A 14500-nucleotide genomic window follows, 5' to 3' on the forward strand; every position below is an offset into this window, starting at 1 on the left:
AAGAATATTTTTTAATAAATTGTTATGGATATAGATGCTATAAAAGACAGACTGACGAATAAATTTTCTTTGCCGCACGTTTCTTTTGAACAGGACACGATAGAACAAAAGAAATTGCTTGCGCTGTATGTGCTTGCTTCTGATAGCCAGCTTGTGTTGTTGCCGACTTATTTTGCTTTTTCTTATCCCGCTTTCATTGCCGGTCTTAATGAAAAACATATTGAATATATAGCCAAAAACGCTCCAGCTGATTACAAAAGAGAGCTTATGAAAGCAATCAGCCAGAGCTACGTGCTGAAAGAAGTTTTTGAAATTGCAAAATCCATGGATGAAGATTTGGGCAGAAGCAGCACAACTAATCAGGACAGAATAAAAAATGTCATGCGGTATATCAGGGATAACAGAGTAATTTTTGAATTCTAAAAAACAAAAAATGACAGTCATATATACAAATCAAAACAACATCTCTCCCAAAAATAATGCCGGCCAGTATGATTTGAATGAGGAAAGGAAAATAGCGGATGAAATAACCGAAGAGATAAAAGAAGACCTTATTGAAAAATGGAGAACAACATATGAAAATGCTGAAATTTTTCCGTATAAAATCAGTGCCATGCATTCGGATGTCCTTGATTTTCTCTTGGGATTTGATCTGATTTCCATTTATGACAATATAGCCAGACAGGCAGGACTTGATATGAAAGGCAGAAGCATTCTTCCTCAAGTTGTGTGGAGCGTTGCGCAAAGCAAAAAATGGAGTGAGGCAGAACAGGAATTGCAGAAAAGAATATTGCTTCCCCCGAATACTAAAGCTTTGACTTTGCAGCTTCTTGAACAAAACATAATAAGCAAACTTATCATGCTTTCGGCTAAGCCTTCGGCCAAAAAAAGTCCTGCCCAGAGCGAAACAGAAAGAAGAATCCAGTTGCCGCTTTCAGAAGCATTGCAAAAATACAAGGAACTGGGAGAACAAAACATTACTATCAATCAGCTGAAACTCAAATATTTTCCTACGCCTGTCAGGCCATCTATAAGAAACTGGATTACTGATTTCCATGACAACATGGGAAGCGGAAAGCATGGTACAGTCGATAGGGCGAATTATTTATTTCACAGCGAAAATGGGAAAAAACTCACGCCCGTAGAAAGGCAGAAACTTTCATTGATTCTTAAATCACTGGACGAAAAAACTCCTTTAATCATCGATACGGAACTGCAACGGATTATTTTCACAGAAGGCAAGGTTTTTCCAAATGAACAAACTGAAAATTTGCCAAGCCGGAGCGGACAAACAGCAGAAATAAATATGTATTCAAAAAATGAAGAGTCTAATAGCTTTGCTGCTATAGAAGATAATTATCTGCAAGTTCCGAAATATCAGCCGCCCCAAGAAAATAAAAAATATTCTCCCAACTTCAAGGACTTGACGGAGCCGAGCGTTTTGCCGGAACAAAAAATAGTAAATTCAAATCAGGATGATTCAAGAGGTTCGGTTGTGGATGAAGGCAAGGTAAGTTTTTCTTCTCCGCAAAAGTTTTCAAATGAAAAAGAAAATGAAAAACCAATAAGGCCTGCTAGTACGATTAGCCAGCAAAAAACATTTATGACCCCAACGCCACAAGCAGATAGAGAAAAAACATTTGGAAATAAAGCATCTGAAATAAAACCGTGGGTCATCAAGCCGTCTGCTTATTTTAATGAAGAAAAAACGGATGAAGAACAAACTTTACAGGCAAAAATAAGAGGAAACATTGTTGATTTAAAAGGCTGAAAATTATGGATATCATAAATACAGCATATGCAGGAGTTATTACAGACGCTCCTACAGTAAGAGAAATTGGAGCGAATGTTCTGTCTTTTTTATTGTCAATAATGGGAATAATTGCTATAATATCATTAGTTGTCTCTGGAATAATGTATTTTTTTTCAGCCGGCGACTATAAAAGAATAGAGATTGCAAAAAAATCCACCAAATACTCAATACTGGGAATCGTCATTGCCTTAGGAGGAATGATAATAATCAGATTTATCGGCAGTTTTTTAAATTAATCAGGATTCAAACGAATAAAGGAAAGTTTAAAATAAATAAAAAAATTTATAAACTAGAATGGGAGGTGTTACTATGCTGAATAAAGTTAAAAAAATTTTTTATGCAATCGCCAGTTTAATCGCAATTGCTCCATCAGCAGTTTTGGCTATCAATGTGCCTGATGCAGATCTTCCGGATGCAACCCTTACAGATATAATCACTGGTTTTATGAACTGGCTTTTAGCTATCGTAGGTATTTTAGCAGTTATAGGATTCGTTATCGCTGGAATTATATATCTTACAGCTGCTGGAGATGAAGACCAGATCGCTCGTGGCAAGAAAACCATGATTTACTCGTTGGTAGGTATTATCGTGGCTCTTATGGGAGTCATAATAATCAAAGCGGTGCAGTCAATGTTGGGCGGTGGCAGCAGTTTCTAAATTTTTTGTATGCATATAAAAGCAGAAGGCGATTCCTCGGAATCGTCTTTTTTGCAAAGTGTACATAATTTAAGGATTATGATATAATTAAATTATAATAATAATTTTTTATACTTTAAAAAAATGAATATCAAAAAGAAAACATTGGGTACTATTATTTCAACAATTCTACTTTTTCCAATGTCTGTTCTGGCCGCAGATGGAGAAGGATGGCAAATAGGAGATGATTATGGTCTTCCTACGGGAACCATAAGCGGAATTCTCGAGGGTCTTTTGAATTGGCTTTTGGGAATTTTTGCAGTCTTAGGAGTTATAGGCTTTATAATTTCAGGAATTATGTATTTAGTGTCCGCAGGTGATGAAGACGGAATTGCACGAGCTAAAAAAGCTATGATTTACTCGCTGATAGGAATTATTGTCGGCCTTTCCGGTATTATCCTGATAGCAGCTGTGGATAGCTTTTTAATGGGTAGCGGTACATTCTAAAATTCTTAATGACCTATTTTTATCACCAATAATCTGCTAAAAAAATGATCAAAACAAGAAAAAATATCTTTCTATTTTTTGTTGCAATATCTTTTGTAAGCTTGTTTTTTGTGAGTGTTGATATAACAAAAGCTGGGGATGCTGAATATGCTAGTTGTCTACTGGGTTGTTCTCCTACGGATACTGAGTGTACTCGTGCATGCAGAGCTCTTAGAGGAGATGGTGAAGGAGATTGCGGTGCAGGCTTTACACCTGTCGGCGGGGTTTGTTTCCCTGATGAAACAGGGTTGCCAGACTCTCAGGATATTCCGGGAATTCTTTCCAGCGTATTAAAATGGCTATTGGGAATATTTTCAACCATTGCGCTCATCTCATTTGTGATATCCGGCGTGTTATATATTACTTCATCCGGCGACACCGACCAGATCGAAAAGGCAAAACGCAATGCTTTGTATTCTATTTTAGGCGTTATCGTGGGTCTTTCTGGGTATATCATAATTGTGGCGATTCAGGCTGCTCTGGGAGGAAACAGTACGTTTTGATTGACATTTGCGAGGATTATTGCTAATATTAAAACGGATGGAAAGAAGTGGGTTCGCATGGATGCGGACTCTTTTTAATAAGAAATAATAATTTTAAAAATAATTTAATCTTATGCCTAAGCGCAAAAAAATAACAGATGAAAACAAAAACCCAAGCGGCAGGCTGGGGGAATTCGGAAGTGCTATAATGCAAATTGCTGAAGAAAAAGGCATACCGAAAAATGTTGTTATTGAAACCATAGAAGCGGCTTTAGCGGCTGCTTATAAAAAAGATTACGGCAAGCGCGGACAAAGAATCAGGGCTGAATTCAATGAAGTTTCAGGAGAGGCTAAGTTTTTTTTAGTGAAGGATGTGGTTGATGAAACCTTGAGGGAATTTATCAAGCCGGGGGAAGAAAATGAGATAAATGAAGAGGAAGTCTCAGGAGAATTGGAAGATGGAGAAAGATTGATGCGCTACAATCCAGAGAGGGATATTGTGCTTGAAGACGCAAAAAAAATAAAAAAGAACGCAAAAGTCGGAGATGTTATTGAAATAAAACTTGAAGATAAAAGCGAATATGGACGTGTTGCTGCCCAAACTGCCAAACAAGTCATCATACAAAGAATACGCGAAGCAGAAAGAGATTCGATGTTTTCTGAATATAAAGAAAAAGAAGGCGAAGTTATAAGCGGGACGGTACAGCGCATCGAAGGCAGAAATGTTTACATAGACCTCGGCAAGTCTGTGGGAGTTTTGTTTCCTTCAGAACAAGTTCATGGAGAAATATTCAGAATCGGGCAAAGAGTCAAGGTATATTTATATAAAGTAGAATCTGATCCTAAAGGACCCGGAATTACACTTAGCCGAACTCATGCAGATATGGTGAAAAAACTTTTTGAGCTGGAAGTTCCTGAAATTTTTGCCGGTACAGTTGAAGTAAAATCAATCGCCCGTGAAGCTGGATCACGCACAAAAATAGCAGTTGCTTCAACTGAAGAAGGAATAGATCCGATTGGTTCCTGTGTCGGTCAAAAGGGAATACGTGTGCAAGCTGTAATCGAAGAGCTGGGTGGAGAAAAAATAGATATTATCGAATGGAGCGAAAAACCGGAAAAATTTATTGCAGCGTCAATCAGCCCGGCAAAAGTTATTTCTGTGGATATCGATGAGAATAAAAAAGAAGCCAAAGTTTTAGTTCCTGAAGACCAACTATCCTTGGCTATAGGAAAGCAGGGGCAAAACGTGCGCTTGGCTGCAAAATTAACCGGATGGAAAATAGATGTAATTGGGCAAGCCACTCAAAACAACGAAGAAGAACAGGAAAATATTGAAGAAGGACAGGTTGAAGAATAAATTTTTTAGTTTATTAATTTTTTAAATAAATTCTATTTCTATTTTGTCTTGCATGTATCAAAAAAGACAATGGGAATAAGATAAAAATTATGTCAGTAGAAATCTATGCGATTATCGCAGCAATGCTTTCGATCATTTTTGCTCTTTATCTCAGCTGGTTAGTCGACAAAATGCCGGCCGGAGAAGGAAAAATGGTTGATATAGCAAATGCCATCAAGGAAGGAGCAAAGGCATTCCTTAACCGCCAGTATAAAACTGTAGCCTATGTGGCAATTGTTGTAGCTGTAGCCCTTTATTATTTTCTGGATTTCAATACCAGTCTCGGTTTCTTGATTGGAGCTGCTGCTTCAGCTTTAGCTGGATATATAGGCATGAATGTTTCAGTTAAAGGCAATGTCAGGACAACGGAGGCAGCTAAAACGGGACTAAAAAAAGCATTGGATGTAGCTTTTAAAGCTGGATCAGTAACTGGTCTTCTGGTTATTGGTTTGGGACTTCTTGTGGTAGCTGGTTTTTATTGGTTTACGAATGGAGATATAAAAGCTTTGGTTGGAGTTGGTTTTGGAGGCAGTTTAATCAGCGTGTTTGCGCGGCTTGGAGGAGGTATTTTTACCAAAGCAGCCGATGTCGGAGCTGATCTTGTTGGAAAAGTAGAAGCTGGCATTCCTGAAGATGATCCTCGCAATCCTGCAGTTATTGCTGACAATGTTGGTGATAATGTAGGTGACTGTGCCGGAATGGCAGCTGACCTTTTTGAAACATATGCAGTTACGGCTATTGCGGCAATGATTCTTGGGTCGTTAACTTTCACAGCATTTGGCGGCGCCGTAGTTTTTCCTTTAGCGATAGGAGCTGTTTCTATCATAGCTTCAGTTTTAGGCGTATACTTCGTTCGTCTTAGTGATAAGGATAAAGATAATGGAGAAAAAATAATGGGAGCATTGTATAAAGGCTTGATAGCTTCTTCTGTTTTTGCACTTGTTGGCTTTTATCCAGTAACAAAATATTTAATGGAAGGAAGTGGAACGGATTTTATAAGTGTTTATTTAACTGCCGTAATCGGAATTTTGGTAACAGCTGGCATGGTTGTCATAACTGAATACTACACTTCAAAAAGCTATCGTCCGGTGAAGGAAATAGCCAAGGCTTCAAAATCCGGACATGGAACTAATGTTATTATGGGTTTAGCTATGGGTATGGAATCAACGGCTATGCCAATAATAGTTATTGTAGCTGGTATTATGGCTTCTTTCTGGCTAGCTGGACTTTACGGAGTGGCAATTGCTGCTATGAGCATGCTTTCTATGGCAGGAATTATTGTAGCTATAGATTCTTTTGGTCCTGTAACTGACAATGCAGGTGGTATTGCTGAAATGTCAGAGCTTGGTCCTGAAATCAGGAAAGTTACTGATGCTCTTGATTCAGTTGGTAACACAACAAAGGCTGTCACTAAAGGATACGCCATTGCTTCAGCTGGGCTGGCTGCTGTAGTACTCTTTGCTTCCTATTCGCAAGAACTTATTGAGAAAGGTGCAAAAATAACTTTCGGGCTTGATAATGTTAATGTTTTAGCAGGGCTATTGATTGGCGGTATGATACCTTATTTATTTTCCTCTATCAGCATGCGCGCAGTTTCAAAAGCTGCCGGCTCTGTAGTAGAAGAAGTCCGCAGGCAGTTCCGTGAAATCAAAGGGATCATGGAAGGGACAGCTAAACCTGATTATGCCAGCAGCGTTGATATTGTGACTAAAGCAGCCTTGAAAGAAATGGTTATACCGGCAATTCTTCCGGTGGTTGCTCCAATAATAGTAGGTTTTATTCTTGGTCCGGAAGCCCTCGGAGGTTTATTGGTAGGCTCAATAGTTACAGGAGTTTTTCTGGCTATTTCTATGACTTCTGGCGGGGGTGCTTGGGATAATGCCAAAAAATTCATTGAAGATGGGGAATATGGTGGCAAAGGATCATTTGCCCATCAAGCTGCAGTGACCGGAGACACTGTCGGAGATCCATACAAAGATACAGCTGGTCCTGCCATCAATCCGATGATTAAGATCATGAACATCGTCGCCTTGCTAATTGCTGGATTTATTATCTAAAATTTTAATGCGGAGGTTATTTTTTGTTTTTCTTTTTTCTAGTTTTTTTATTATGAAATTGCAAAAAATAATTTTTTCCCAATTGTTAATATAATATTATGCCTATAACATCAGAAATTAAAAAACTTCCCGATTCTCAAAATGAAATCAGGGTCCATGTTCCATGGGATGAATGGAAAAAATATATTGATATGGCGACTGCGGATTTTTCCAAAGAAATAAAAATAGAGGGATTCCGCAACGGGAAAGCTCCACGTGATATAGTTGAAAAAAAAGTTGGCAGAGGCGCATTACTTGAAGCTGCTGCCCAACGTGCGATTCAAGAAACGTATCCGAAAGTCGTAAAAGAAAAAAAGGTTGATGCAATTGGAAAACCGCAGGCTGAAATTTTAAAATTAGCTGAAGAAAATGAATTAGAATACAAGATTATCTGCACAGTTATTCCTGAAGTTAAAATGAAACCATGGAAAAGTTCAATTGAAAAAATAAATAAGAAATATGCCGAGAAAAAAGCTGATGTTTCAGAGGATGAAATAAACAAAGAAATCGATAATATTGCCAAAAGCCGCGTGCAACACATAAAAGTAGAGCGTGAAGCGAAGGACGGAGATAATGTTATTTTAGATTTTCAAATCAAGAAAGAAGGAGTTCCAATTGAAAACGGTTCTAGTAAAAATCATCCGCTAATTCTTGGAAGAGGGGTTTTCATTCCTGGATTCGAAGAGCAGATAGTAGGTATGAAAGTTGGGGAAACAAAAGATTTTGAACTTAATTTTCCCAAAGATTATCACGAGAAAAATTTGGCTGGCAGTCCCGCTCAGTTTACGGTGACGGTAAATGAAGTTCAGGAAAGAAAATATCCTGAATTGTCAGATGAATTTGCTAAGTCATTGGGAAAATTTAAAGATCTGGCAGATATGCGGAAAAGTGTGGCTGAAGGGATGAAAGAAGAAAAGCAACATGAACTTAAAAATAAACACCGTGCTGAAATTATAGATATCCTGATAGAATTTGCTGAAGTTGATCTTCCGAATTTGCTTGTGCATGAAGAACTGCATAAAATGATCAATGAGTTCGACATGCAACTTCAAGGTATGGGCATGTCTTTTGACCAATATTTACAGCAAATAGGAAAAAAAATTGAAGAATTAGAGCATGAATGGGAGCCCCAGGCGATTAAGCGCGTGAAAGCCGCATTAGCTCTTGAAGAAATAATTAAAGAAAAAGAAATTAAAGTTGCCAGTGAAGAAATAGAAGCTGAAATGAATAAAACTCTGGCGCAGTATAAGAAAATTAAAGATGTGGAAAAGAATATTGATTTGGGAAAATTGTATAACTATATCAAGGGAATGATGCAAAATGAAAAGGTTTTAGAAATGTTGGAAAAAATATAAAATCTTTTTATTTTTTTGTCTTTTGGAATTTATAATTAATAAGGAACAATAATTATGAAAAGCCAGTATCTTATCCCCACCGTAATTGAAAAAACTAATTACGGAGAAAGAGTTTATGATATTTATTCCCGTTTGCTTAAGGACAGGATAATTTTTTTGGGAACTGCCATTGATGATAATGTTGCGAATTCTGTAATTGCTCAACTTCTCTTTCTTGACCAGCAAAATCCCAAGGAAGATATAAAGCTATACATAAACTCCCCAGGAGGAATTGTAAGCAGTGCGTTGGCAATTTATGATACTATGCAATATGTCCGTTCTGACGTACAGACAATATGCATTGGAACAGCAGCTTCGGCTGCATCCATGCTTCTAGCGGCAGGAAAAAAAGGAAAGCGTTTTATTTTGCCAAATGCTGAAGTTATGATTCACCAAATAATGGGGGGAGCTCAAGGGCAAGCCTCAGATATTGATATTCATGCCAAACATATTCTTAAAATGAAAAGTTTACTGAATCAGATTTTGGCAAAACATACTGGACAGAAAATTGCTAAAGTTGAAGAAGATACTGACCGCGACTATTTTATGAATGCTAAAGAAGCAAAGGAATATGGGATTGTAGATAAGGTGATATCATAAAAATTATTGTTTTTCATGAATATAAAAATCTCCCATGCGGGAGATTTTTTTAGCACAATTTTTTTAAGTACTATTTTAATATTGACAATAGGCTTTCTCCATTCATTTCAGGTGGTTTCTCGATATTTAAAATTTCAAGAATAGTAGGTGCAATATCACTAAGAAGTCCACCAACTTCACTTTGTTGGCGCGCTATTTCTTCTGGGCTTTTTGAGCGATGATTATTGGCTGTTATAAACCATAAAGGGACGGGGTTAGTAGAGTGTTCTGTGTCAACCTGTCCTGTATGGGAATTTTTAATTTCTTCGATATTCCCATGGTCAGCTGTTATAAGCAAACATCCTCCATTTTTCAGAACTTCCGGGATTAAACGTGAAAGATTTTCATCTATAGTTTGGACAGCAACCATACAAGCTTTCTCATTTCCGGTGTGTCCGACCATGTCAGCGTTGGCATAATTTATAAGCATAAAATCGTATGTATTTTTTTTGATTGCATCTATCACTTTTTCAGTTATAATTGCAGCACTCATTTCTGGGGCTTCATCAAATTTTGAAACTGCGGGAGACGGTACAAGTATTCTGTCTTCACCTGGCCATGGTTCCTCCTTTCCTCCATTAAAAAAATATGTAACATGTGCATATTTCTCTGTCTCAGCGATCCTGAGTTGCTTAAGTTTGTTTTTGCTAAGTATTTCCCCGAGGCCTTTTTCAAGCACTATTGGAGGAAAAGCTATTTCTACCGGAAGATCTGCTTCATATTCTACCATAGTCACAAAATCTATTTTTAACATTTCGCGTTTAAAATTCTCAAAACCCGGAAGTACAAATGCTTTAGTCAGTTCCCGGGCACGATCTTCGCGAAAATTAAAAAATATAATTGCATCACCATCATTTACTGTAGTTATTGGTTTTCCATTTTCAATAACTATTGCGGGTTCTATATATTCATCGCTAATTTCTTTAGCGTAAGAATCTTCTAAATAGCTTGTAGGATCAGAAATTTGAACACCCTTGCCTTCTGTTATTAATCGATAGGCTTTTTCAACTCTATCCCAATTGTTATTCCTATCCATTGACCAATTTCTTCCACAAAGTGAAGCAATTTTACCTATACCTAGCGATTTTATATGATCCTGTATGTCTTTTATTGTTTTCACTCCTGAAGTGGGCGGAGAATCCCGTCCATCAGTAAAGGCGTGGATAAAAACCTTGTTATTAAGCTCTTTTTCTTTTGCCATTTCTAAAATAGCAAAGAGATGGTCTAGATAGGAATGAACACTCCCTTGTCCTACAAGTCCCATTATATGAAGATTGGAATCATTGTTTTTAACTGATTCCATGGCTTTTAATAATGTAGGATTAGAAAAAAAAGATCTATTTTGCACAGAAAGAGTTATGCGTGGCAGATTCTGATAAACAATTTTTCCTGCACCCAAGGTTATGTGTCCGACCTCACTATTTCCGCACTCTCCCCAAAAAAGTCCAGCAGAAATGCCTGATGCTTGGAGAGTCGTTGTTGGATAATTATTGTTAAGTTTTTCTATAGTAGGGAGTGTTGTTTCCTTTAGGACGTTTCCTTTGGTATTATTACTTATTCCCCATCCGTCAAGAACGACAAGTACAACTGGTTTCATTGACATATATTGATTACCAAAATTAAATATTTAATATTTTTTTACATTACTTATAATAGCATTTATAGAATTTTTTGACAAAAAGTTTATTTTGCGTTAGCATGGTAAAGCATATGGACGCCTTTGCGTCAAAATATATGCGTATCAATCAACTGAATAGTAACGCACTTGTTGATTGTTAGTTTCTATAATATATAAAAACTTGAACGGCTCGAAATGATTTATAACACAGAATAGACATTAAAGCACGATTTTGCACTATCATGAAGTCTATTTTTACTTCAGAAACAAAAAAAACTTGCATTCAGTCGTAAAGCGCATAGCGCTTGCTTTAACTTTGTGTTGCAATTCATTCGTGTCGAATGAAAACTTATGGGAATATCAATATTATTTGCAATTGTCGGCGTAGTAGCCGGTAGTCTTATTGGTTATGTGGGAAGACAGATTATCGCGCGCAAACGTCTAGATACTGTTGAAGGAAAAATTGAAAAAATGGTCGAAGAAGCTGAGAAAAAATCGCAGGAAACTGTTTTAAATGCCAAAAATAAAGCAGTTGAAATTCTTGAAGAGGCTAAAAAACAGGAAAAAGAACGTGAAGATCAAATATTAAGAACTGAACAAAGACTGGAAAAACGTGAAACCATAATTGATCAGAAAACCGATGAGATAGAAAAAAATCATAAAATGCTTGAACAGAAAGTTGAAGAAGTAAGAAAAATAAAACAAGAAGCAGAAGATGCAAGAAAAAAAGAGCTTGATAGGCTTGAAAAGATAGCCGGTCTTTCCAAAGAGCAAGCTAAAGCGATACTGCTTCAACTTACAGAAGAGGAAAATCGTGAAGTAATTGCCCAGCGTATTGCAAAAATAGAAAAAGAAGGGCAAGAAGACATAGAAAAAAGAGCCAAAACTCTAATGACAAGTATTATTCAGAAATATGCCGGATCTCATTCTGCAGAAGTAGTAACTACAACTGTTTCTATACCTTCAGATGAGGTTAAGGGGAGAATAATTGGAAGAGAGGGGCGCAATATTAAAGCTCTTGAAAAACTTACAGGAGTCGAAATAATTGTTGATGATACTCCTGAGGCTGTAGTTATTTCCGGATTTGATCCTGTAAGAAGAGAAATTGCGCGTATAGCCTTGGAAAAACTTATCAATGATGGGCGTATTCATCCTACTAGAATTGAGGAAGCTGTAGATTATGCTAAGGAAGAAATTGATACCAAGGTTAAAGAAGCAGGAGAAGCTGCCACTTATGACTTAGGTATAGCTGGGCTTGATCCAAAAATTGTTAACCTTATTGGTCGCTTAAGATACAGAACAAGTTTTGGACAAAACGTTCTCCTTCATTCATTGGAAGTTGCACATCTTTCTGGAGCATTAGCTGCAGAACTGGGGGCTGATGTTGCTGTTGCAAAAAAAGCAGGTCTCTTGCACGATATAGGCAAAGCTGTTGATCACGAAATACAGGGAACCCATGTTGAGATTGGCATAAAAATAATGGAAAAATTTAATATGCCTAAGGAAGTTATTGATGCGGTAAAATCACACCATGAAGATTATCCTTTTGAAACTCCAGAATCTTTTATTATTGCTGCAGCTGATGCGATTTCTGCCAGTAGGCCAGGAGCCAGAAAAGATACTTTAGAAAAATATCTTAAAAGACTGGAAGAACTAGAGTCAACTGCAAATTCATTTGCCGGTGTTGAAAAAACATATGCAATTCAAGCGGGGAGAGAAATAAGGGTTTTTGTTAAACCTGAAGAAATCGATGATCTCGGTGCATTAAAATTAGCCAGAGAAATTGCTGATAAAATTGAGCAGGATCTTAAATATCCCGGAGAAATAAAAGTAAACGTACTTAGAGAGACAAGGAGCGTAGAGTATGCTAGATAGAAATTTATAATCTAGAATCCGCTTTTTTGTAATGTGTATAACATTATTTGCTTTATTTGCGGGATAAATAGTATAATAATGTAAGCTGAATAACCAATAAATAAAATAAACCCTGTTAAATATCTAATGGATTAGTGACTATGCAGTATAATTTAATAAGGGTAAAAATAGAAAGGATGGTGATAATATGGCAAATATAAACAAAGATGCTCTTATAGACTCAATTGCGGCTAAAACTGACCTTTCAAAAAAGGCAGTAGAAAGCTTTTTAGAAGCTCTTGAAGAAAAAATCACCAACGAAATCCGCCAGGGAAACAAGGTAACTTTGACAGGATTCGGAACTTTCCGCGTTTCTAAGCGAGCTGCCCGTGAAGGAATCAATCCTCAGACAAAAGAAAAAATACAAATTCCAGCCATGACAGTTCCTAAATTCACTGCCGGTAAATCTCTTAAAGAAGCTGTTAAATAAATCTGTCTTTTTTAAATGTAAATTCAAAAGATGGAAATAAAATCCCCTTATGGGGATTTTATTGTAAAAAAATGCGACTATTGCCAAAAGATAATTATTATGTTAATAATGTAAGAAGTTTTGTAATTAATAATTTTTGTAAATTTCGCCCTCCTAATGCTCTCAGGATGCGAAATTTCATAAACTGAAGTGCCAATCAAAAAATCAGCCAAAAAATACATGCGCGTAACTGAAAGAAAGACACTCAAAAACAGGAAAATTAAAGGTGTCCTAAAAAATGCTGTGAAACAAACCAAAGAATATCTTTCAGCGGGAAAAATAGATGAGGCGCAAGCATCTCTTAAGGTTGCAATCAAGGCCATCGATAAAGCTGCGCAAAAAAAGGTAATTAAAAAAAACACAGCCGCCAGAAAGAAATCCAGACTTAATGCCTTAGTTAAAAAAGTCGCTCTCAAAAAATAATCTTCAAAATATTAAAAACATCCCGATTAAGTGGGATGTTTTTAAATTTCTCTGTCAAATCGTGACACCTCTATTTAATCAGGAGAGAAGAATAAAGAAGAAAACTTTTACAGGGAAACAATAAAAATATCTAAAGCTAGAACAGGGTCAATTTTTCCGATTTTGGCGTCCTGATCTATTTGAGCAAGGTCACAAAATATTTGTTTAGCTTTTTTTTCACCTAAAACCTTGGCTTGTGGAAGTGTTTTTCGGACAACATAAGGGTGAAGTTTAGAGGTCTTGGCTATATCATAAGTATTGGAGATCCCTTGCCACAAAAAATCGCCAATTTTCAAAATAGTTCTCAGTTGGTAGGCGTACATAGAAAGAATATAAAAAATATCCTCCCCTTTTTCCAATTGTTCATGCAGGAGTGCTAAGGCACGATTCTTATCTCCACTGCAAAGCGCTTCAATTGTTTCAAATATAGTTGAATCAATTTTGGATTTTACCAAAAGCTCGATATCTTCTTCTTTTATAATTCCGCTGCCCTTATAATTTATAAGTTTTGTAATCTCATTGCTTAAAACATACAAATCATTTCCAGTAGCGGCTAAAAGCATATTAAGAGCATTTCTGGAAAAAGAAACATCAGAGGATATTTTTTTGGCGTAAGCCAATACCCAGTTTGCGAGATGTGCTCCGTCATAGGGAGAGAATTCCTGACTTTTAGCATGGGCAGATAAGAATTTAAACAAGGAACTATTTTTCTTCGGGCTGTCTTTCTCAAAAAAAACAATTATCGCATCATTATCATTTTCTAATTCATCTCGTGATTTTAAAAATTCTAAAACATCTTTTTGTTTCTCAATTGATCCGCTGAGCAAAATATTTTTAACTATTATTAATTGCTTAGTGGAAAAAAGTCCCTGTGCCGACAGGATATCAGATAAGTTTTTAATTGCAGAAGCATTGTCATAGTCAAGAACGCTCAGGTCAGTACCTGAGCTGTTCTTTTCCAGATATTTATTTTTAAGGGCGCTTAATTTTTCTAATGAACGGAAAGTATCAGCGCCGTATAGAAAAATAAACATA

Annotated in this window: 15 protein-coding genes; 13 read left to right on the top strand and 2 right to left on the bottom strand. The window is 36.7% G+C overall.

What is annotated here, in order from left to right:
- Positions 1-24 precede the first annotated feature (24 nt).
- The 10 genes from PLR68_02520 (at position 25) to PLR68_02565 (ending at position 8963) form a co-directional block, all read left to right on the top strand.
- Complete coding sequence (locus tag PLR68_02520; protein ID HOW60594.1) at positions 25-423, top strand: hypothetical protein; 399 nt, start codon at positions 25-27, stop codon at positions 421-423.
- A 10-nt stretch (positions 424-433) separates the two neighbouring features.
- Entirely contained in the window at positions 434-1771 is a 1338-nt protein-coding gene (locus PLR68_02525; GenBank protein ID HOW60595.1) for a hypothetical protein, read from the top strand.
- 5 nt (positions 1772-1776) lie between these two features.
- Positions 1777-2049: a hypothetical protein gene (locus PLR68_02530; GenBank protein ID HOW60596.1), complete on the top strand. Its 273-nt coding sequence runs from the start codon at positions 1777-1779 to the stop codon at positions 2047-2049.
- 73 nt (positions 2050-2122) lie between these two features.
- Positions 2123-2470 (top strand): hypothetical protein, encoded by a 348-nt coding sequence (locus PLR68_02535; protein ID HOW60597.1) that lies wholly within the window; start codon positions 2123-2125, stop codon positions 2468-2470.
- A 123-nt stretch (positions 2471-2593) separates the two neighbouring features.
- On the top strand, positions 2594-2956 hold the full coding sequence (locus tag PLR68_02540) for a hypothetical protein (protein HOW60598.1): 363 nt from the start codon (positions 2594-2596) through the stop codon (positions 2954-2956).
- Between the two features lie 44 nt (positions 2957-3000).
- A complete protein-coding gene (locus PLR68_02545) occupies positions 3001-3498 on the top strand; it encodes a pilin (GenBank protein ID HOW60599.1) in 498 nt (165 codons plus the stop codon).
- Positions 3499-3610: 112 nt separating this feature from the next.
- Positions 3611-4834 (top strand): transcription termination factor NusA, encoded by a 1224-nt coding sequence (gene nusA, locus PLR68_02550; GenBank protein HOW60600.1) that lies wholly within the window; start codon positions 3611-3613, stop codon positions 4832-4834.
- 89 nt (positions 4835-4923) lie between these two features.
- Entirely contained in the window at positions 4924-6930 is a 2007-nt protein-coding gene (locus PLR68_02555; protein ID HOW60601.1) for a sodium-translocating pyrophosphatase, read from the top strand.
- Positions 6931-7028: 98 nt separating this feature from the next.
- On the top strand, positions 7029-8324 hold the full coding sequence (tig, locus tag PLR68_02560) for a trigger factor (protein ID HOW60602.1): 1296 nt from the start codon (positions 7029-7031) through the stop codon (positions 8322-8324).
- 54 nt (positions 8325-8378) lie between these two features.
- Positions 8379-8963, top strand: coding sequence for an ATP-dependent Clp protease proteolytic subunit (locus PLR68_02565; protein HOW60603.1), 585 nt, complete (start codon positions 8379-8381; stop codon positions 8961-8963).
- A gap of 70 nt (positions 8964-9033) precedes the next feature.
- On the opposite strand, the gene gpmI is transcribed toward PLR68_02565, so the two are convergent.
- The gene (gpmI, locus tag PLR68_02570) at positions 9034-10605 is read right to left on the bottom strand and encodes a 2,3-bisphosphoglycerate-independent phosphoglycerate mutase (protein HOW60604.1); all 1572 of its coding nucleotides are present in this window, start codon (positions 10603-10605) and stop codon (positions 9034-9036) included.
- A gap of 366 nt (positions 10606-10971) precedes the next feature.
- Between gpmI and rny the strand changes: the two genes are divergently transcribed.
- From rny to rpsT, 3 genes are all read left to right on the top strand, one after another.
- Positions 10972-12495, top strand: a complete 1524-nt coding sequence (gene rny, locus PLR68_02575) for a ribonuclease Y (GenBank protein ID HOW60605.1) — start codon at positions 10972-10974, stop codon at positions 12493-12495.
- A 187-nt stretch (positions 12496-12682) separates the two neighbouring features.
- Entirely contained in the window at positions 12683-12964 is a 282-nt protein-coding gene (locus PLR68_02580; GenBank protein ID HOW60606.1) for an HU family DNA-binding protein, read from the top strand.
- A 189-nt stretch (positions 12965-13153) separates the two neighbouring features.
- Positions 13154-13426, top strand: coding sequence for a 30S ribosomal protein S20 (rpsT, locus tag PLR68_02585; GenBank protein ID HOW60607.1), 273 nt, complete (start codon positions 13154-13156; stop codon positions 13424-13426).
- Positions 13427-13533: 107 nt separating this feature from the next.
- Here rpsT and holA read toward each other — a convergent pair whose 3' ends face one another.
- Positions 13534-14499: a DNA polymerase III subunit delta gene (gene holA, locus PLR68_02590; protein HOW60608.1), complete on the bottom strand. Its 966-nt coding sequence runs from the start codon at positions 14497-14499 to the stop codon at positions 13534-13536.
- Position 14500: the final 1 nt, after the last annotated feature.

The sequence above is a fragment of the Candidatus Moraniibacteriota bacterium genome, assembly GCA_035390125.1.
GTDB lineage: Bacteria > Patescibacteriota > Minisyncoccia > Moranbacterales > GWC2-37-73 > DAOOTD01.